19 protein-coding genes are annotated in these 19,893 nt (G+C 62.5%); 17 read left to right on the plus strand and 2 right to left on the minus strand.

The window, feature by feature from the left end; genetic code table 11:
- Positions 1-241 precede the first annotated feature (241 nt).
- The 13 genes from fumC (at position 242) to A0257_12760 (ending at position 12,462) form a co-directional block, all read left to right on the plus strand.
- Positions 242-1,651, plus strand: coding sequence for a class II fumarate hydratase (gene fumC, locus A0257_12700; protein ID AMR27861.1), 1,410 nt, complete (start codon positions 242-244; stop codon positions 1,649-1,651).
- A gap of 158 nt (positions 1,652-1,809) precedes the next feature.
- The gene (locus tag A0257_12705) at positions 1,810-2,145 is read left to right on the plus strand and encodes a hypothetical protein (GenBank protein AMR27862.1); all 336 of its coding nucleotides are present in this window, start codon (positions 1,810-1,812) and stop codon (positions 2,143-2,145) included.
- 248 nt (positions 2,146-2,393) lie between these two features.
- Entirely contained in the window at positions 2,394-4,853 is a 2,460-nt protein-coding gene (locus A0257_12710; GenBank protein AMR27863.1) for an energy transducer TonB, read from the plus strand.
- A gap of 148 nt (positions 4,854-5,001) precedes the next feature.
- A complete protein-coding gene (locus A0257_12715; protein ID AMR27864.1) occupies positions 5,002-6,453 on the plus strand; it encodes a hypothetical protein in 1,452 nt (483 codons plus the stop codon).
- Between the two features lie 19 nt (positions 6,454-6,472).
- Positions 6,473-6,793: a hypothetical protein gene (locus A0257_12720; GenBank protein ID AMR27865.1), complete on the plus strand. Its 321-nt coding sequence runs from the start codon at positions 6,473-6,475 to the stop codon at positions 6,791-6,793.
- 107 nt (positions 6,794-6,900) lie between these two features.
- Positions 6,901-7,485 (plus strand): hypothetical protein, encoded by a 585-nt coding sequence (locus tag A0257_12725; protein ID AMR27866.1) that lies wholly within the window; start codon positions 6,901-6,903, stop codon positions 7,483-7,485.
- Between the two features lie 7 nt (positions 7,486-7,492).
- Positions 7,493-7,771 carry a hypothetical protein gene (locus A0257_12730; protein ID AMR27867.1) on the plus strand — a complete coding sequence of 93 codons (279 nt, stop codon included), beginning with the start codon at positions 7,493-7,495 and terminating at the stop codon, positions 7,769-7,771.
- A 93-nt stretch (positions 7,772-7,864) separates the two neighbouring features.
- Entirely contained in the window at positions 7,865-8,563 is a 699-nt protein-coding gene (locus A0257_12735) for an ATP-dependent Clp protease proteolytic subunit (protein ID AMR27868.1), read from the plus strand.
- Between the two features lie 78 nt (positions 8,564-8,641).
- Positions 8,642-9,580, plus strand: a complete 939-nt coding sequence (locus A0257_12740) for a hypothetical protein (protein AMR27869.1) — start codon at positions 8,642-8,644, stop codon at positions 9,578-9,580.
- Between the two features lie 159 nt (positions 9,581-9,739).
- Positions 9,740-11,050, plus strand: coding sequence for an MFS transporter (locus A0257_12745; GenBank protein ID AMR27870.1), 1,311 nt, complete (start codon positions 9,740-9,742; stop codon positions 11,048-11,050).
- A gap of 66 nt (positions 11,051-11,116) precedes the next feature.
- Positions 11,117-11,503 (plus strand): hypothetical protein, encoded by a 387-nt coding sequence (locus A0257_12750; protein ID AMR27871.1) that lies wholly within the window; start codon positions 11,117-11,119, stop codon positions 11,501-11,503.
- Between the two features lie 119 nt (positions 11,504-11,622).
- Positions 11,623-12,063: a hypothetical protein gene (locus A0257_12755; GenBank protein AMR27872.1), complete on the plus strand. Its 441-nt coding sequence runs from the start codon at positions 11,623-11,625 to the stop codon at positions 12,061-12,063.
- Between the two features lie 96 nt (positions 12,064-12,159).
- A complete protein-coding gene (locus tag A0257_12760) occupies positions 12,160-12,462 on the plus strand; it encodes a hypothetical protein (protein ID AMR27873.1) in 303 nt (100 codons plus the stop codon).
- Positions 12,463-12,520: 58 nt separating this feature from the next.
- Here the strand turns inward: A0257_12760 and A0257_12765 are convergent, their stop codons facing one another.
- Both A0257_12765 and A0257_12770 read right to left on the minus strand, forming a co-directional pair.
- Complete coding sequence (locus A0257_12765) at positions 12,521-14,566, minus strand: prolyl endopeptidase (GenBank protein AMR27874.1); 2,046 nt, start codon at positions 14,564-14,566, stop codon at positions 12,521-12,523.
- A gap of 535 nt (positions 14,567-15,101) precedes the next feature.
- Positions 15,102-15,869: a hypothetical protein gene (locus tag A0257_12770; protein AMR27875.1), complete on the minus strand. Its 768-nt coding sequence runs from the start codon at positions 15,867-15,869 to the stop codon at positions 15,102-15,104.
- 294 nt (positions 15,870-16,163) lie between these two features.
- Between A0257_12770 and A0257_12775 the strand changes: the two genes are divergently transcribed.
- From A0257_12775 to A0257_12790, 4 genes are all read left to right on the plus strand, one after another.
- Entirely contained in the window at positions 16,164-17,210 is a 1,047-nt protein-coding gene (locus A0257_12775; protein AMR27876.1) for a hypothetical protein, read from the plus strand.
- A 132-nt stretch (positions 17,211-17,342) separates the two neighbouring features.
- Positions 17,343-17,816, plus strand: a complete 474-nt coding sequence (locus A0257_12780; GenBank protein AMR27877.1) for a D-beta-D-heptose 1-phosphate adenosyltransferase — start codon at positions 17,343-17,345, stop codon at positions 17,814-17,816.
- A gap of 53 nt (positions 17,817-17,869) precedes the next feature.
- Positions 17,870-18,544, plus strand: a complete 675-nt coding sequence (locus A0257_12785; GenBank protein AMR27878.1) for a hypothetical protein — start codon at positions 17,870-17,872, stop codon at positions 18,542-18,544.
- Between the two features lie 162 nt (positions 18,545-18,706).
- A complete protein-coding gene (locus A0257_12790) occupies positions 18,707-19,867 on the plus strand; it encodes an acyl-CoA dehydrogenase (GenBank protein AMR29750.1) in 1,161 nt (386 codons plus the stop codon).
- Positions 19,868-19,893 lie beyond the last annotated feature (26 nt).

Below are 19,893 nucleotides of genomic sequence, written 5' to 3' on the forward strand. Positions count from 1 at the left end.
GACGTTTTCGTAGTCGGGCACGCCGTCGCCCTGCACGGGCACGGGCGGTTCGGTGTGGGGGTCGGGGGTAGGCTGGCTCATTAGGAGGTGAGATAGTGAAGTGGTGAACTAGTGAGCTGTGCTTACGCAGCTGGGATAGCAATGGCTGCCGGAGCAGGGGTAGGCGCTGTACTTTTGCGCGTGCCGCCGGGCCTTGCCGCCCGGCCTTCTCCCCAATTCACCACCTCACTATCTCACCCAAATGAGCCAGTTCCGCACCGAAAAAGACACGATGGGCCAGGTGCAAGTGCCCGCCGACGCCTATTGGGGCGCCCAAACCCAGCGCAGCATCGAGAATTTTCCGATTGCGCAGGATATCAACAAGATGCCGAAGGAAATCATCAAAGCCTTCGCCTACCTCAAGAAAGCCGCCGCCCTCACCAACCGCGACGCGGGCGTGCTCGACGCCGACAAAGCCGCCCTCATTGGCCAGGTAGCCGACGAGATTCTGGCCGGCAAGCTGGCCGACCAGTTTCCGCTGGTGGTGTGGCAAACCGGCTCGGGCACGCAGTCGAACATGAATATGAACGAGGTGATTGCCTACCGCGGCCACGTGCTGCACGGCGGCCTGCTGAGCTATGAGAAGAAGTTTCTGGCCCCGAACGACGACGTGAACAAGTCGCAGTCTAGCAACGACACCTTCCCGACGGCCATGCACATCGCGGCCTACAAGATTCTGGTGGAGCTGACGATTCCGGGCATCACCAAGCTGCGCGACACGCTGCGGGCCAAAGCCGTAGAGTTTAAGGATATCGTTAAAATTGGCCGCACCCACTTCATGGATGCCACGCCGCTCACGCTGGGCCAGGAGTTTTCGGGCTATGCCTCGCAGCTCGACCACGGCCTGCGCGCCATCCATAATTCCCTACCCCACCTCAGCGAGCTGGCGCTGGGCGGCACGGCCGTGGGCACGGGCATCAACACGCCGCCCGGCTACGCCGTGAACGTGGCCCGGCACATCGCGGAGCTGACCGGCCTGCCCTTCATCACGGCCGAAAACAAGTTTGAGGCCCTGGCCGCCCACGACGCCATTGTGGAGGCCCACGGCGCGCTCAAAACCGTGGCCGTGAGCCTGATGAAAATCGCCAACGACGTGCGGATGCTCAGCAGCGGCCCGCGCGCGGGCATCGGCGAAATCTCGATTCCTGATAATGAGCCGGGGAGCAGCATCATGCCCGGCAAGGTGAACCCCACGCAGTGCGAGGCCATGACGATGGTGTCGGCGCAGGTGATGGGCAACGACGTGGCCATCACGGTGGGCGGCTCGCTGGGCCACTTCGAGCTGAACGTGTTCAAGCCGATGATGATTTACAATTTCCTGCACTCGGCCCGCCTCCTCGGCGACGTGTGCCTGGCCTTCAACGACAAGTGCGCCGTGGGCATCACGCCCATTTTGCCCAATATCAAGAAGCACGTCGATAGCAGCCTGATGCTCGTGACGGCCCTCAACCCGCACATCGGCTACTACAAAGCCGCCGAAATTGCCCAAACGGCTCACAAAAACAACTCGACCCTCAAGGAAACCGCCGTGCGACTTGGCTACGTCACGCCCGAACAGTTCGACGAGTGGCTGAAACCCGAAGACATGGTGGGCGAAGTCACTATCGGGTAGCCCGCTCTTTAGCGCTTACCGCTAACCACGTGTTGCTTTCTGAAACACTAGTAGAAAAGACATTTCTTCGACTCGACCAGCCTCTGGCTTTGCCGAATTGATGCAACCATCGGCACCAGCGGGTATTCTTTATCCCTGATTCACTTCACGTTACTGACTTGCGGCCCGTTCTTCGCCCCTACCTCGCTACGCTGCTGCTGCTCTGCCTGGTGCGGACGCTGCTGCCGGAGGCATGGGTACTAACGCTGCATGCCCACCAGCACACGGCCGAGGTGGCCACGGCCCGTCGCCAGGGTAAGGCGCTGACCAGCCCCCGCCACACCCACTGCCGCACCGAGCAGTTTTATAACGTGGCCTACGCGGCGGCGGCGCGGGTGATGGTGCCCGCGCCCTGGCGGCAGCCCTGCTACCAGGCGCTGGCCGTGGCTCCGCCCCGTGCCTGCCCGGCGGCGCTGCTGCGGCGCACGGCACTACGCGGGCCACCAAGGGGGTAGGACCCTCGGGTGCTTCGCATTATTTTTTTCAGGATAGCCGCCGCTTTATCAGCTTACTTACTGATTGGCAATTGCTTGCTAACGGGCCTGCGGGCCTGGCCGCTCCGTTTTTTTCTCTGATTTGGTTTTAGAGAAAATGCAAACTGCCCTGGCCGCTGGCCCGGATGCAGCTGCGGCGCGGGGCGGCGCGCCCTTGGGCCACCGTGGCCGGGCGGCTCCTGCCCATCCCCATCTCTTTGTGTTGTAGTATGTTCCGTACCTTTTTGCTGCTGCTGCTGGGCAGCACCGTGGGTTTTCCCATTTCGGCGGTGGCGCAGGCGCCGCCGCGCCGCGCCCAAGCGGCGGCGTTTGGCGGGCGTCTCACCGATGCCACCACCAACGAGCCGCTGCCGGGGGCCAATGTGGTGTTCCCGGACCTCAAGCAGGGCACGGCCACCGACGCCGATGGCCGCTTTAGCTTCAGCAACCTACCGCGCGGGCGGTTTACGGTGCTGATAACTTCGCTGGGGTATAACACCGTGAGCCAGACGATTGACACGGGCAACGGCCAGCCGCTGAACGTGGCGCTGAAGCCGGCGGCCACCGAAATCGGGCAGGTGGTGGTCACGGGCGTGAGCCAGGCCACGCAGCTGCGCCGCTCGCCGGTGCCCACGACCGTGGTGGACCGCACGCGCCTCAACCAGACTTCTTCCACCAACGTCATTGACGCCATTGCCCACACGCCGGGCATCAGCCAGATTACGACCGGCGCGGCCATCAGCAAGCCCGTCGTGCGGGGGCTGGGCTACAACCGCGTGGTGACTCTCAACAACGGGGCCAAGCAGGAGGGCCAGCAGTGGGGCGACGAGCACGGCATCGAGATTGACGAGTTCAGCATCGACCGGGCCGAGATTATCAAGGGGCCGGGCTCTTTGTTATATGGCTCCGACGCGATGGCGGGCGTCATCAATTTCCTAGCCCCCGACCCGGTGGCCGACGGCCGCATCATTGGCACGGCCACGGCCAACTACCAGACCAACAACCACCAGCAGGGCTATTCTTTTGAGAACGCGGGCAACATCAACGGCCTGAACTGGCTGGCGCGCGGCACCCGCAAGGTGGCCGGCGACTACCAAAACCGCTACGACGGCCGGGTTTTCAACTCGGGCTTCAATGAGTGGGATGCCAACGGCTACCTGGGGCTGAACAAAAGCTGGGGCTACTCGCACCTCACGTTCAGCACCTTCAACCAAAACCTGGGCTTGATTGAGGGCGGGCGCGACAGCCTGAGCGGCCGCTTCGTGCGCGACGTGGCGGTGGGCGGCCAAGTGGAATCGCGCATCGTGACCGATAGCGAGCTGGGCGGCTACACGCTGTTCGTGCCGCGCCAGCGCATCAATCACCTGCGCTTTGGCACCGATAATAACTTTATTATCGGCGACCAGGGCGGGCGGCTCACGCTGCAAGTGAACTACCAGCAGAACCTGCGCCGCGAGTTTGGCGACGTGCTCGCGCCCGACACGCCACAGCTGTATTTCCAGCTGCGCACCGTGGACTACGCCGTGCGCTACTACCTGCCCGAGCTAAAGGGCTGGAACCTGGCCGTGGGCACCACCGGCCTGCGCCAGCAAAACCGCAACCTGGCCACCGAATTCCTGATTCCGGCTTACAACATGACCGAGGGCGGCGTGTTTGGGGTGGTGAGGCGGTCGTTTGGCGGGCTCGACCTCAGCGGCGGGCTGCGCTACGACGTGCGCCGCATCGCGGCCCAAAGCCTGTACCTGGACGCCAACGAGCGCCCTACCCCCCCCACCGCGCCCGGTGCCGCGACCAAGTTTCCGGGCTTCCTGAGCACGTTTGATAACTACAGCGGCAGCCTGGGCGCGTCGTATGCCGTCAATGAGCGCCTCACGGTGAAGGGCAATATTTCGCGGGGCTTTCGGGCACCCAACATTGCCGAGCTGGGGGCCAACGGCGTGCACGAGGGCACCATCCGCTATGAAGTGGGTAACACCAATCTAAAGGCCGAAACCAGCCTGCAGGTAGATGCCGGCGTGAGCTACGTGACGGACCACGTGCGCTTTTCGGTCGATGCGTTTGAGAACAGCATCAGCAATTACATCTTTGAGCAGCGCGTGCTGAACCGGGCGGGCACCGACTCGCTGGTGGCGACGGGGCCGCCCGCCATTGGCTTGTTCAACTACGTGCAGGGCCAGGCGCGGCTGATGGGCGGCGAGGTGACGCTCGATTTTCATCCGCACCCGCTCGACTGGCTGCACTTCGAAAACTCATTTTCGATGGTGCGCGCCCGCCAGCTGGACGCGCCCGAAGGCCAGCAGTTTCTGCCCTTCATCCCGGCCGACCGCCTGCAAAGCGAGCTGCGCGGCAATTTCCGCCGCCAGGGCAAGCGCCTCACCAACGTATATGCCCGCTTTCAGCTGGAGCAGACCTTCGCCCAAAACCGCTTCTTCGCCGCCTTCAACACCGAAACCGCTACCCCGGCCTACACCTTGTTCAACGCGGGGGTAGGGACCGACGTGGCCGACGCCAAGGGCCGAACCATGTTCTCGCTCTACCTCGCGGCCAATAACCTGTTCGACGTGGCCTACCAGAGTCACCTCAGCCGCCTCAAGTACGAGGAAACCAACAATGCCACCGGCCGGCGCGGCGTGTATAATCTGGGCCGCACACTGAGCGTGAAAGTGGTGGTGCCGCTGGTGTTTAAGTAGGCGAGCTTCAAGCAGTGCGGAGGCATAGCCAACCAAGCATTCGTTATAAATTTAGCGGACATTTCTGTTTCTGCGCCGCTGCTACCCCGCTGCGGGCAACGGCTCGCTTCCGTTCCTCCTGCCGAACCCATTCCCCACCGGCTTTTTCATGAACAAGGTTTTCTTTTGCCTGGCGGCTACCGTCGCATTAGCCGCCCACGCCACGGTCGCGGTGGCGCAGGTAGTGTTGCCCCCCGACCAAATTATGCAGCCGCACCTTGAAACGGGGGAGCGCTATGGCTTGTGGCTGGGGGCCGCGCTGGGCATGGCCGCCGTGTTGGGCGGGCTCGCGAATCTCTACATCGTGCTCTGGGGCCACCAGCCGCCCGTGGTGGCGGCCCCGGCTCCTGCCCCGACTTCCAGCCGCCGCCAGCGGGCAGGTGGCCTTTCGGTAACCAAACCGGCCACTCCCCCTCGCTATTCGATTTTGCAGGGCGTGCTGGGCGTGCTGGTGGGGGGCTATTTCGTCTGGATGCCGCTCATCTACATCCGGCCGAAGGTGCAGCAGGAAGCCATCCAGCAGCAATGCGAAGACCTGCGCCGCCACCTGGGCAACGACTCGCTGGCGATGTCGCCCGGCCTATATCTGAGCTACGTGCGGGCCGGGGCGGTGGGGCTGAACGAGGACCTGGGCAACGGCACGATGCTGGCGAGCCTGGTAGAAGCCCACCGCCCCGACACCGTGCGCACGCTCTTGGCGGCGGGGGCCGCCCCCGATGCGCACGGCCCCGGCCAGTACACGCCGCTGCTCCAAGCCATTGATAATTTCGACGTGGCCGACGTGCGCCTGCTGCTGGCCGCCGGGGCCAATCCGTCGCTGGCAGCGGACAACCTGCCCATCTTCGATGCGGTTTATCCGGCCCCCAGCGAGGATTCTATCCCCATCAGCCCCCGCCGCGCCGAGGCCCGCCGCCAGATAGTGGCCGCCCTGGTGGCCGCCGGGGCTCAGCTCGACGTGCGCGACAACTCGTACACGCCCCTGATGCTGGCCGCCACCAACGGCCAGTGTGACCTGCTGTCGGTGCTGCTAGCCGGCCACCCCGACCGCACGCTACGCCTGAAAACCGGCGAAACGGCGCTCGACCTGGCCGTGGCCCGGCACCCCGAGTGCGCGCCACTGTTGCGGGCCGCCCACCCCGCCCCGCCCACTGGGCTTTTGCCGGCCCTACCCCCGTTGCGGCCGGCTCCGCTCGCCGTCCGGGCTGCCGGGGACACCATCACGTTCAACCACCAGGAGTACGCGCGCTGGCAGGCCCCCGCAGTGGCGCAGCAGGCGAGCGACTACCACGAGGAGTACCCCTACGGCTGGTTTGGCACCCACGTAGCAGGCGTACTGTTTAATATCCTCTTATCGGTGGTGCTAAGTGCTTTACTCTACTTTTTGCACCGCGCCTACCGCTTCGTGCGGGGCGACCACACCCCGGTGGACTGGTCGTGGATAGGGGTGTCCTCCGGCAGCTCAACCTCCTCTTCCAGTGATGACGACGACCAGCCCGATTCGGAGGGGGTAGCCGGGGGCGGGGGCGAATCGGGGGGCGGGGGCGCAGGGGGCAAGTATTAGCTAGTGGGGCGCATCAAAAGTGCGGGCAGTCCTATCTGGAGTTGAGCTGCTGGCCCTGCGCAGCGGCCACGCCTACCGCCTGGCCCACTTGCATCACCACGCCCGCTACCCCGCCTATACCTTGTTTAACGCGGGGGCAGGCACCGACGTGGCCGACGCCAAGGGCCGGACCATGTTCTCGCTCTACCTCGCGGCCAATAACCTGTTCGACGTGGCCTACCAGAGTCACCTCAGCCGCCTCAAGTACGAGGAAACCAACAATGCCACCGGCCGGCGCGGCGTGTATAACCTGGGCCGCACGCTGAGCGTGAAAGTGGTGGTGCCGCTGGTATTCAAGTAAGTGCGCTCAGCTCACGAAGAAAAGCCGCCGGCCCGAAGTAGGGTCGGCGGCTTTTATTTTGGTCTAAGGCGGGTGATACTTCGGCCCAAACTGGATTACTTAGTATGATGGTTGCTTTTGCTTCTTCTCCCTCACTCTCGCCGGCGGCTACGCTGGGTCAGGACCTGCTGGCCAACCGCGAGCGGGCCCTGGCGCAGCTGTACCGGCGCGCTTTTCCGCTGGTGCGCCGCCACGTGTGCCACCAAGGCGGCACGGCCCAGGATGCGCAGGATGTGTTTCAGGACGCGCTGGTGGTGCTCTACGAGCAGGCCGTGGGCGGCACGCTGGTGCTCACGGCGTCGGCCAGCACCTACTTGCTGGGCATTGGCCGCCACCTGTGGCACCACGAGCAGCGCCGCCGCGCGCGGCACCCGCATGAGGCCCTGCCCGATACCCTGGCGCACCTCGCTACCGAGCCGCCTACCCCCGCCGAACCAACGGTAGCCGTGCTCGACTACGTGGAGCAGCTTGGCGAGAAATGCAAAAGCATCTTGTTGGCTTTCTACTACTTCCAGCAGCCGTTGGCCCAAATCGCCGAAACCCACCACTACCGCAGCGTGCGCTCGGCTACGGTGCAGAAATTCAAGTGCCTGGAGCGCCTGCGCCACTCGGTGCGGCAGGCCCTCACCCTCATCCCTGCCGAAGCCGACTAGCCCCGCCATGCGCCCCGCCCTCGAACGCTTAGCGCTGCTTGAAGAGCAGCTGCGCAATGGCCCGGCCGCGCTGCCCGCCGCTGAGTGGCAGCTGCGCCGCCTGCTCGACCCGGACCTTGATGCCGACGTAGCCGCGCAGCAGCAGCTGTACCAGGGCCTGCGGCTGGCCGGCCGACACCAGTTGCGGCGCGAGCTGACTGCCCTGCACGCGCAGCTCTATGGCCAGCCCCGCTGGCTGGCCTGGGTTCGGCGGCTGGCCGCTCACCTGGGCATTACTACCCCCTGATTTTCCTGGTTTTAGGAATTGTGTCGCTGCCGCCTGAACGGGCGAACGGGCGAAGTCATGTCTTTTGCTTACTACCTTTTTTCCCTTATTCCCATGCTTACTCACCAGGAGTTCCGCAAATTTGCCGTTAAGCACCAGGGTCTTAACGGCCTGGCCGTGGACCAATACGTGCAGCAGCTGGCTGGAGTGGCCCGGCCACTGGTTACCAACATGACCCGCTCGGTTATTGAGGAGCGCCCGCAGAATTTTCGCGAAATTGACGTGTTTTCGCGCCTCATCATGGACCGGATTATCTTTCTGGGCACGGCCGTGGAGGAAACCATCGGCAATATCATCACGGCGCAGTTGTTGTTTCTGGAATCGGCCGACGCCCAGAAAGACATCTTGCTGTACGTTAACTCGCCGGGCGGCTCGGTCTATGCCGGGCTGGGTATTTATGACACGATGCAGCACGTGCGGCCCGACGTAGCCACCATTTGCACGGGCCTGGCCGCTTCAATGGGGGCTTTTTTATTGGCGGGCGGGGCCTTGGGCAAGCGCTCGGCCCTACCCCACGCCCGCGTGATGATTCACCAGCCCAGCGGGGGCGTGCAGGGGCCTTCGGCCGATATTGAGATTACGGCCCGCGAGGTGGTGAAGCTCCGCCACGAACTGTATACTATCTACGCCGAGCGCACCGGCAAAACCTACCAGCAAATTCATGACGACTCGGACCGCGACCGCTGGATGCGCGCCGATGAAGCCAAAGAATACGGTCTGATTGACGAAGTGCTGGTTCGCCAGCCGGCTTAGGGGCTCGAACCCACCCGCAGGGGTAGGCACCCAAATACGTAGCCGCTACGTTATTGGAGCAACCAACTCTGTTTTGCCATGCCCCCCCACGACCACCACGACCACTCCCACGCCGGCCACGCGCACGCCGCGCCGCCGCCCGGCGGGCAGTTCAGCGCTGCCTTTGCCTGGGGCATTGGCCTGAACCTGGCCTTCGTAGTAGCCGAGATTATCGGCGGGCTGTGGGCCAATTCGGCGGCGCTGCTCTCCGATGCAGGCCACAACCTGAGCGACGTGCTGGCCCTGGCCCTGGCCTGGGGCGCGGCCTGGCTGGCGACCCGGCCGGCCACCGCGCGCTACACGTTTGGCTACCGGGGCGCCACTATTCAGGCGGCGTTGCTGAACGCGGCGCTGCTCTACGGCGCACTGGGCTTTATTCTCTGGGAAACCATTGAGCACCTGCGCCACCCCGCGCCCGTTAACGGGGTAGTGGTAATGGGAATAGCCGGGGCGGGCATTCTGGTTAACGGTTTCACGGCCTGGCTGTTCCGGGCCGGACAAAAAGGCGACGTGAACGTGCGCGGCGCTTACCTGCACATGCTCACCGACGCGCTGGTGAGCCTGGGCGTGGTGGTGAGCGGGGCCATCACCTACTTCACGCACTGGACCTGGCTCGACCCCGTGGTGAGCCTGCTGCTGCTGGCCGTGATTGCCGTGGGCTCGTGGGGCCTGCTGCGCGACACCGTGCGCCTGGGTCTGCAAGGCGTGCCCGAAGGCATTGATTTAGTGAAGGTTAAGCAATTTATTCTCGCCCAGCCCGGCGTGCAAAGTCTGCACGACCTGCACATCTGGAACCTGAGCAGCGACGGCCACGACGCCGCCCTAATGACGCACCTCGTGCGCCCCGGCGGGGCCGATGCCGCCTGGCTCGCCAACCTCTCGGCCGGCCTGCTACGCGAGTTTCACATTCACCACAGCACCGTGCAGGTCGAGGACGCGGAATTGGAGCACGGCTGCCAAACCAACTGCGACTACTAATTAGCACGGATTTTAGCGGATTTCACGGATTTTGTGGACGATTCTTTTCGGTGGGCTGCTCCGGCGCGGTTTCAGAGGGTAGGGCGCGGAGTGCGTTGGCAGCGGGCAGAAGCAGCGGGCAACTGGCCGAAAAGTCCGCGCTACGCGCTATTTTTCGCCATGCAAACTCCCACTCGTCCAGAGTCGCCTACAAAATCCGACCAATCCGCAAAATCCGTCGAATCCGTGGTCCAGACAAGCCGCCTGCTTTCGGCGGTGGTCGTGGTGGCTTCGCTGGGCTATTTCGTAGATATTTACGACCTGATTTTGTTCAGCATCGTGCGGGTCAAAAGCCTGGCCGAGCTGGGCATCGTGGATAAAGTCGCGGTCAAAACCCAGGGCGAATACCTGCTCTCGATGCAGATGGGCGGCATGCTGCTGGGCGGAATTCTGTGGGGCATTCTGGGCGATAAGAAAGGCCGGCTTTCGGTGCTGTTCGGCTCCATTCTGATGTATTCGCTGGCCAACCTGGCCAACGCCTACGTGCACACCCTGGACCAATACGCCTGGTTGCGGCTGATTGCGGGGGTAGGGCTGGCCGGCGAGCTGGGCGCGGGCATCACGCTCGTGAGCGAGAGCCTGCCCAAGGAAAAGCGTGGCCTGGGCACCATGATAGTAGCCACCGTGGGCGTGAGCGGGGCCATGCTGGGCTACTGGGTGGGCAGCCGCCTGGGCTGGCGCACTGCCTACCTGGTGGGCGGGGTGTTAGGCTTGGCCCTGCTGGCGCTGCGCGTGAGCGTGTTTGAGTCGGGCATGTTTCAAAAGACCAAGGCGAGTGGTACTTCGCGCGGCAACTTCCTAGCCCTCTTCACCAATGCCGCGCTACTGGGGCGCTACCTACGCTGCCTGCTCATTGGCGTGCCGCTGTGGTTTGTGGTGGGCATTCTCATCACTTTCTCGCCCGAATTTGCCGACGCGCTGGGCGTGCGGGTGCCGGCCGGCGAGGCACCGGTGACGGCTGGCCTGGCGGTATTCTGGTGCTACTTCGGGCTGGTGTTTGGCGATTTTTTCAGCGGCGGCCTCAGCCAATTATTAAAAAGCCGCAACCGGGCCTTGCAAATTTTTCTGGTTTTCTGCACGCTGCTGGTGGGGTTTTATTTGTTTGGATTGCGGGGCGCTACCCCCACTTTTTTCTACGTCGTGTGCTTCGTGCTGGGCATTTCGGTGGGCTTCTGGGCCTTGTTTGTGACGGTGGCGGCCGAGCAGTTTGGCACCAACCTGCGGGCCACGGTGGCCACCACGGCCCCCAACTTTGCGCGGGGCGCGGTGGTGGCGCTGGTGCCGGCCTTCCGCTGGGCCGAGGCGCACCTGGGCGGGCGCATCACGGGCGCGGCGGCGCTGGGCGGCCTCACGCTGGTGGTGGCTTTTTGGGCCGTAAGTACTTTGCCCGAAAGCTTTGGCAAAGACCTCGATTACAGCGAGCCAACGTAGGAACGAACTATCTCACCGCCTGTACGTTTAAGATGAGGTTCTTTTAAGGAACTTCAACCATTACTTATGAAAAAGCTATTTATCGGAGCTGTCTTCGCTCTTGGTGCAGTAGGCGCTACCACTGCTCACGCCCAAACTACTACCCCCGACCCCGCGCCCGCTACCCCCCAAACGGTGCAGGACGCCCGCTCGACCTACGACCAGCAGCGCGACCAGCGCAAAGTAGCCGACCAGTCGGTGACCGATAATCGCCGGATGCTTAAATCCCAAAAAAGCCAGACGCGCGACCTGAAGAGCCAGATGAAGCAGCAGCGCCAGCAGGCCAAGCAGCAAAACGAGCAGCTTAAAATGGCCAAGCAACAGTCGAGAGCGGCTAAGCAAGAGGAAAAGGCATCCAAAATGCAGATGAAGGCTGAAAAAGCCTCTGAAAAGGCCGCCCGCAAGGCTCAATAAACCGTGCATTTGGCTTAGGTCAGGCATCCTTCTTTTTAAGAAAGCTTCGGTTTCAGCCGGAGCTTTTTTTATTTTGCCCGCATGCCGGTTTTTATCCCTTACCCATCATCCTCTGCTGAATGGCCGCCAAAAACCCCGCCCGTTACTACCCCCTGCATCACTATATTCTGCTGCCGCTCACGCTGCTGATGGTGGGCTACACCATTCGGCGCTACGTGGGCGTGGCCGGCGACGACTCCGAAATTTCGCGCCTGTGGTTTTCGCTGGCGGCCGTTACGCTGCTGTTTTTCATCACGCTCGTGATGCTGCGCCAGCACTACGCCCTGCTGCTGCAAGACCGGGTGGCGCGCCTCGAAGTGCGCCAGCGCTATTTTGAGGTGAGCGGTCAGCGCTTCGCCCCGCTCGAAAAGGAGCTTTCGCTCAAGCAAATTCTAACTTTGCGCCTCGCCGGCGACCAGGAACTACCCGCCCTGGCTCAGGCCGCCGCCCGCGAAAAGCTGTCTTCTAAGGACATATTGGCCCGCATCACCGACTTCCAATTTGATACCATGCGTGTGTGATGGCCGGCAAATGAGCGAGCTGGCGGCTGAGTAAGTTAGCTATCTGCCTGATTTTTAACTCATTTACTCACTCACGCAATTACTCATTTACCGTTTATGATTCTATACAACGTCACCACCAGCCTGGAGCCCGGCATCGCCGACGAATGGGTAGCCTACATGCGCGAACACCATATGGCCGAGGTAGTGAGCACCGGCTGCTTTATTCGCAGCGTGCTGCTGCGCCTGCTCAACGAGGAGGACGACGGCGTGACCTACGCCGCGCAGTATTTCAGCGTGAGTCTGGAACAGTTAGAGGCTTATCAACAGCACTTTGCCCCCGCCCTGCGCCAGGAAATGGACGAGAAATTTGCCGGCAAATACCACTCCTTCCGCACCGTGCTGGAAGTAGTAGAGTAATAGCGCCGTTTGTCATTGCGAGCAAAGCGAAGCAATGACAAACGGCGCTATTACTCTACTACTTCCCCATCTCAAAAAGCGTGAAGCTCCACACGTCGGCCCATTCGGCAATCTGGAGCTGCGTGCTTTTACCCGCGCCGTGGCCGGCGTTCACGTCGATGCGGATGAGGACGGGGGTAGGGCCGGCCTGGCAGGCTTGCAGCTCGGCGGCAAATTTGAAGGAGTGCGCCGGCACCACGCGGTCGTCGTGGTCGGCGGTTGTGATGAGCGTGGCGGGGTAGGCAGTGCCGGCTTTTAGCTTATGCAAAGGCGAGTAAGCCAGCAGGTTACGAAACTGCGCCTCGTCGTCGGAGGTGCCGTATTCAGGAGCCCAGTTCCAGCCGATGGTGAATTGCTGGTACTTGAGCATGTCCATGACACCCACGGCGGGCAAGGCCACCCGGCACAGGTCGGGCCGCTGCGTTAGGATGGCCCCGACCAGCAGCCCGCCGTTCGAGCCGCCTGCGATGGCCAGCTTCGCCGGACTGGTGTAGCCGTGGGCAAACAGCGTTTCGGCCGCCGCCGTGAAGTCGTCGAACACGTTTTGCTTGTGCGGCGTCATGCCGGCGCGGTGCCAGGCTTCGCCGTATTCGCCGCCGCCGCGCAGGTTCGGAATAGCCAGCACGCCGCCGCGCTCCAGCCACAGCAGCCGCGCCACCGAAAAACCCGGCGTCACCGACACGTTGAAACCGCCATAGGCGTAGAGGTAGGTCGGGTTCTGCCCATTCAATTCCAGCCCTTTTTTGTGGGTGATGAACATCGGAATCTTCGTCCCGTCCTTGCTCTCGTAAAAAACCTGCGTCGTCTCGTAGTCAGCCGGTTGCACGTCCACCGTCGGCGCGCTGAACACGGTGCTCTCGTTCGTAACCGGGTCGTATTGGTAGATAGTAGTGGGGTAGGTAAACGACGTGAAAGCGTAGTACAGCACCTCATCGGCGCGCCGCCCGCCGAAGCCGCCCGCCGTGCCAATAGCCGGCAGTGCCACATCGTGCCGCCACGCGCCCGCCTCCGAATACACCCGCACCCGCGAGCTGGCATCGTGCAGGTAAGTAGCCAACAGGCAGCCCGCCGCCAAGCTGATGCCTTCGAGCTTTTCGCTGGTTTCGGGCAGCACCTCCTGCCACTCGGTGGGCCGGCGCGGGTCCACGCGCATCACCCGAAAGTTGGGCGCGTGGGCATTCGTATACACTAAAAGCTCGTCGCCAAGGCTACCGATTACGCTCGTCTCAAACTCGTAATCCGGCTGAACAGTCGTCCAAGTCGTGGCCTGCGCGGGGTCGCGCAGGTCGCGCACCAGCAGGCGGTTGCCGTCGCTGAGCCCGTCAGTGAGGCTCAGGCACAGCCAGCGCTCATCCTCCGTCACGTCGGCGATGCGGAAGCCCAGCGCCATGTCCGGGTTTTCGTACACCAACTCGTCGGCACTTTGCGGCGTGCCCAAGCGGTGGTAATACACCTTGTGAAACTCGTTTTTGCCGGCCAGCGCGGCCTCGCCGGGCCGGGGTGCGTCGTAGGCGCTGTAGTAAAAACCGTCGCCCGCCCAGGCTACGCCCGACACCTTCACCCAGTCCAGCTCGTCGGAGAGGGGTAGGCGGCTGGCCATGTCAAGCAGCCGGATTTGCTGCCAGTCCGAGCCGCCGCCGCTGGTCGTGTAGGCCAGGTAGCGGTGGTCGGGGCTGAAGTGCAGGCCCATCAGCGCCGTAGTGCCAGCCGCTGAAAACTGGTTCGGGTCGAGCAGCACCGTGGCCGCGCTCAGCGGTTGGCCGGGGGGTAGGGCATGCACCACTGCCTGGTTTTGCAGCCCATCATTCTTACTGAAAATCAGCAGCTCGCCCTCCTGGCTCGGCACGCCGTAGCGCGCGTAGTTCCAGAGCTGGGTCAGCCGCTCGCGCAATTCTTCGCGGAAGGGAATCTGGTCGAGATACGCGAACGTCACCTCATTCTCAGCCCGCACCCAGGCCGTGGTTTCGGCCGAGTCGGCATCTTCCAGCCAGCGGTAGGGGTCGGGCACTTCGGTGCCAAAGTAGGTATCGGGCCGCGGGTCGCGGCGGGCAGCGGGGTAGGGCAAGGTTAATTATGAATTTAGAATTATTAGGACTTACGCAAAAGACGTTTGTCATTGCGAGCAACGCGAAGCAATCGCACCAGAACGACACTCGAACTATTTCGTTCTGGTGCGATTGCTTCGCGTTGCTCGCAATGACAGACGATTTGCATAAGTACTAATTATGAAGAACGGTCATGCTCCCCTAGCGTACCGAAGGAAGCATCTCTACCGCGTAACTAACCCTAAACGTTGAAGTTACCTGCGCAGAAAAATGCTTCCTTCGGTACGCTAGGTGAGCATGACCGTTCTTCTTTGCTTTTTTCACTTTGAATCAGCGCTGCTTCACGGTAGGCCCCGGCCGCTCCAGCGTCGGCGATTCGGTGACGGTGTGCTTGTTAGAAATCGCGTTGACCCGCACGGCTGCTTTGCGCTCAGTAGAGCGCGGCGCTACCTGGCAGCCGGCCAGCGCCAGCGCGATGCACCCTAGCAAACGTAAAAAAGCACGCATCACTAGTTAACCGCTGCCGGCCCGATTAGTCTCGTAAAAATCAGGAGCTCAAGCACCGGGGTTGGCTTCGCGCAGGGCCTCGGCGACGCGCTGGGCCACCAGCTCCTCGATTTGCTGGCGCTGGGTGGCGGTCAGCTCGCGGCTGGCGGGGGGGGTAGCGGCCCGGCGCAACTCGCGTAGGGTGCGGCCCAGGCCCAGGCGCAGCAACACATACAGCACCAGGCTCAAGATACTGAGAATCAGCGCTAAGGGTGCAAAAAAGCGATTCAGCAGCGGCTCAGCGGCGGCGGCCAAGGCGGCGCGGGGTGCTTGGCCGGAGCCGGTTTCGGCGGTTTCGGCGGGGCCGGGGCCGGGGTTGGTATCGGCGGCTTCGGGGGCGGGCGCGGCTTCGGTGGGGGGTAGGCCGGTTTGCACGTAGTCGGTCAGCTTTTTTTCCAGCACTTGCAGGTTGGCCAGGCGGGCGGGGTCGTGCTGCCGGGCCGGCGAGGCTTTCAGCTTGCTGATAATGGCCTTGGCGAGCGCCGCCAGCCGCGCGGGGTTATCTCTCAGTCCTTTATAAATCCGGCCTTTCTCCTCAATGGGCGCATACAGCACCGAGTAGATGCGCAGGCTGTCGGGGCGCAGGCTGGCCGCCAGGGCCGCCAGGTTGCCGCCCTGGCAGCGCAGGGTGAACTGCAGCTGCGGCCGGCCGGCGTCGGCATACACGTAGCGGGCCGTGGCGCACCAGATTTGCACCTTGGCCTCGTCGAGCGACGGCTGGCCCAGGGGCGTCTGGGCGCGGGCGGCGCCGGCGGCTAGCAGCCAGCCGGCCAGCAAGGCCAGCCGCCAAGGGCTAAGGAGTAGATTTCGCATAGCGAGGGGGGGTAGGCGCAGGGTTAATTGAGGCCGGAAAGTACAACCCGGCCGGCGCTAAATCCTAGCCACCGGCAGGCGGCAGGCTATCTTTACCGGCCGCGTGGCAGGGTAGCAAACTGCCCGCAACGCATACGCTCCAGGTTTTTTGGCGCTATTCATCGGCCGGGGCCTTGGTCACGCGGTTTGGTTTTTAGCCTAAAAAGCAGCCTACCCCTGAGTATATCGCCCTTTCTTCTTTGTCAGCCTCTTTGTTCTGTGAAGCACCTGCTTACCTTCTTAAAATATGCCCTGCTGCTGGGTATCTCCGGGGCGCTGATGTGGTACGCCGTGCGGGGGCAAGACCTGTCGCGCATTGGGCACTACATTCGCACAGCTAATTATATTTGGCTGATAATCAGCTGTTTTTTAGCCACGCTGGGCTACTTCAGCCGAGCCTACCGCTGGCAAATGCAGCTCACGGCCTCGCGCACGCCAGCCCCTTATTGGCACGTGTACCACGCCATGATGGTGGGCTACCTCGCTAACCTGGTGCTGCCGCGCGCGGGCGAGGTCATTCGCTGCTCGGTGCTGCGGCGCACCAGCGGCGTGCCGGTGCAGGTGGCCCTGGGCACCGTGGTGACGGAGCGCGTTATCGATGTGTTGGTGCTGCTGGGGCTGCTGGGCGCCACGCTGCTGCTCGATTTCAAGACCTTCTGGGCCTTCGTTACGGATAAGCTGCTGGGTGGCCAATACGACAGCATTGCCCGCAACCGCACGCCCCTGCTGCTGGCGGCCATCGGCGCGTTGGTGCTGCTGGTGCTGGCCGGCTACACGCTGGTGCGCAACCTGGAGCGCCTGCGCCAGAATGCCTTGTTTAATAAGTTGACCTTGTTTTTGAAGGGCTTGCTGGCGGGCGTGTTCAGCGTGATGCGCCTCGAAAACAAGGGGCTGTTTCTGCTCCACACCTTCTTCACCTGGTTCGTGTATTACCTGCTCGATTACCTGGCTTTTTTCTGCTTTCCCGAAACCTACGACCTCGGGGCGAAGGCCGCGCTGGCCGTGCTCACCTTTGGGGCGTTCGGCATGGCCGCGCCGGTGGCGGGCGGCATTGGGCCGTTTCACGTGCTGGTGCAGGGCATTTTGCTGGCCTACGGGGTGAGCAAGGAGGCGGGCATTGCCTACGCGCTGGTGGTGCACGGCGCCCAAACGCTGCTAGTAGTGCTGCTGGGCGGCATCAGCTTCGTGGCCGTGGCCGGCATCGACAAAGGTAACCTGGTCAGCGAAGCCGAAACGTTGAGCAACGAGCCGCTGGTAAGCGAGTAGGGAGATAGGGTAGGAGGGTAAGGGGGCTGTATAACAAATTTTTTTCTTGTCTTACTACCTGACAGTCATTTTCTTGCTCTATTACAACAAGCTCAAAAATACTGCATATTCCTCCTACCCTCCTACCCCCTCATGACGGCCGATAAAATCCTGACTCCCGCGCAGTTGCCCGCTACGCTGGCCGCCTGGCGCGCCGCCGGCGAGCGCATCGTGTTCAGCAACGGCTGCTTCGATTTGCTGCACCTGGGCCACGTCGATTACCTCGAAAAGGCCCGCGCCCTCGGCGACCGCCTGGTGGTGGGCCTCAATACCGATGCCTCGGTGCGCGTGCTCAAGCCCGGCCGGCCTTTGCAGGACGAAACCTCGCGGGCCCGCGTGCTGGCCGCACTGGCTTTCGTGGATGCCGTGGTGCTGTTTGGCGAGCCTACCCCCCTGCAACTCATCGAAGCCGTGCAGCCCGACGTATTGGTAAAGGGCGACGACTACACGATTGACGGAATTGTGGGCCACGAACTGGTGTTGAACAACGGCGGGCAGGTGCTCACGGTGCCGCTCGTGTCGGGCTACAGCACGTCGGGCATTGTGGCCAAAGCCCGTTTGTCGTAAGTTCCTGGTTGACATCCAAACTATGAACCAGGAACCAGAAACTAAAAAAAGCCATGTTCATCATTCTCATTCTGCTCATGGTCGTTAGCTGGGGCATTCAGCAGCGATTGCGGAGCAAGTTTCGCCAATATGCTCAAATCGGGCTGCGCTCGGGCCTGAGCGGCCGCGAAATCGCCGCCAAGATGCTGGCCGACCACGGCATCCGCGACGTGCAGATTATCAGCACCGACGGCCAGCTGACCGATAACTACAACCCAACCGATAAAACCGTGAACCTCAGCGCCGACGTGTACGCCGGGCGCTCGGCCACGGCCGCCGCCGTGGCGGCCCACGAGTGCGGCCACGCCGTGCAGCACGCGCAGGCCTACAGCTTTTTGCGGCTGCGCTCGGCGTTGGTGCCCGCGCTTTCGTCCGTTTCGCGCGTGATGCCGCTGCTGCTGCTGGCCGGCGTGGTGCTGCTGCGCGTCAGCCTTATTCCGCTGGGGCTGGCCGTGGCCCTGTTCGCGCTGGCCACGCTGTTCGCGTTTATCACGCTGCCGGTCGAGTTCGACGCCTCGCGCCGCGCCCTGGCCTGGATGGACCGCAGCGGGGTAGTAACCACCGATGAGCACGCTGTGGCCAAAGATGCCCTGTGGTGGGCCGCCATGACCTACGTAGTCGCGGCCGTTAGCTCGCTGGCCACGCTGCTCTACTACGGCATGATGCTGTTTGGCGGCCGCCGCAACTAGCGCTTCGCCAAACTGTTTAAGGAACAACGGAGTAGTGTAGCCCGGCCGAAACCGGTTGGCATAACGCCTTTTTTCGGGCTGCTTGTCGGCTTCGCCGTATTTTTGCGGCACCAGACTACTTATCCCCTCTCCCACCCCTCCCTACCCCCTGTTTCTGACATGATGACTTCAACGGCCACCGCCTCCCCCTTTCAGCTTACCGAAGAGCAGCTGGCCGTGCAGGCCGCTGCCCGCGACTTTGCCCAGAGCGAGCTGTGGCAGGGCGTTATCGAGCGCGACGAGCACCAGAAATTTCCCACCGAGCAAATCAAGCGCATGGGCGAGCTGGGCTTTATGGGTATGATGGTGAGCCCCGAATACGGCGGCTCGGGCCTTGACACCATCAGCTACGTGCTGGCGATGGAAGAGATTTCCAAGGTTGATGCCTCGTGCTCGGTTATCATGTCGGTGAATAACTCGCTGGTGTGCTGGGGCTTGGAGAAATACGGCAGCGAGGAGCAGAAGCGCAAGTATCTGCCCGGCCTCACCAGCGGCGAAATCATTGGTGCGTTTGCGCTCTCCGAGCCCGAAGCCGGCTCCGACGCCACCAGTCAGCGCACCACCGCCGAAGACAAAGGCGACTACTACCTGCTGAACGGCACCAAAAACTGGATTACCAACGGCACCACGGCTTCGGTGTATCTGGTTATTGCTCAGACGCATCCCGATTTGAAATCGCGCGGCATCAACGTGCTGATTGTGGACAAGGATATGCCTGGCTTCATTCAGGGTCCGAAAGAGAACAAGCTCGGCATCCGGGGCTCCGACACCTGCTCGCTCATGTTTACCGACGTGCATGTGCCCAAGGAAAACCGCATCGGCGCCGACGGCTTCGGGTTCAAATTTGCGATGCAGGTGCTGGCGGGGGGGCGCATCGGCATCGCGGCGCAGGCGCTGGGCATCGCCTCCGGCTCGCTGGAACTGAGCATCAAATATGCTAAGGAACGCAAAGCGTTTGGCGTTGAAATCGCTAAGCACCAGGCCATTCAGTTCAAGCTGGCCGACATGGCTACCAACATCGACGCCGCCCGCCTGCTGTGCCTGCAAGCCGCCGCCGACAAAGACAACCACGTGGATTATGCCAAAAGCGGCGCGATGGCCAAGCTTTTTGCCTCCAAAGTGGCAATGGACTCGGCCGTGGAGGCTGTCCAGATTCACGGCGGCTATGGTTTTGTGAAAGAATACCACGTGGAGCGTTTCATGCGCGACGCCAAAATCACCCAGATTTACGAGGGTACCTCGGAGATTCAAAAAATCGTCATATCCCGCGAAATTTTGAAATAGCACACTTTCGAAACCCGGTTTTTTCG

This window comes from Hymenobacter psoromatis (assembly GCA_001596155.1).
Taxonomy (GTDB): Bacteria; Bacteroidota; Bacteroidia; order Cytophagales; family Hymenobacteraceae; genus Hymenobacter.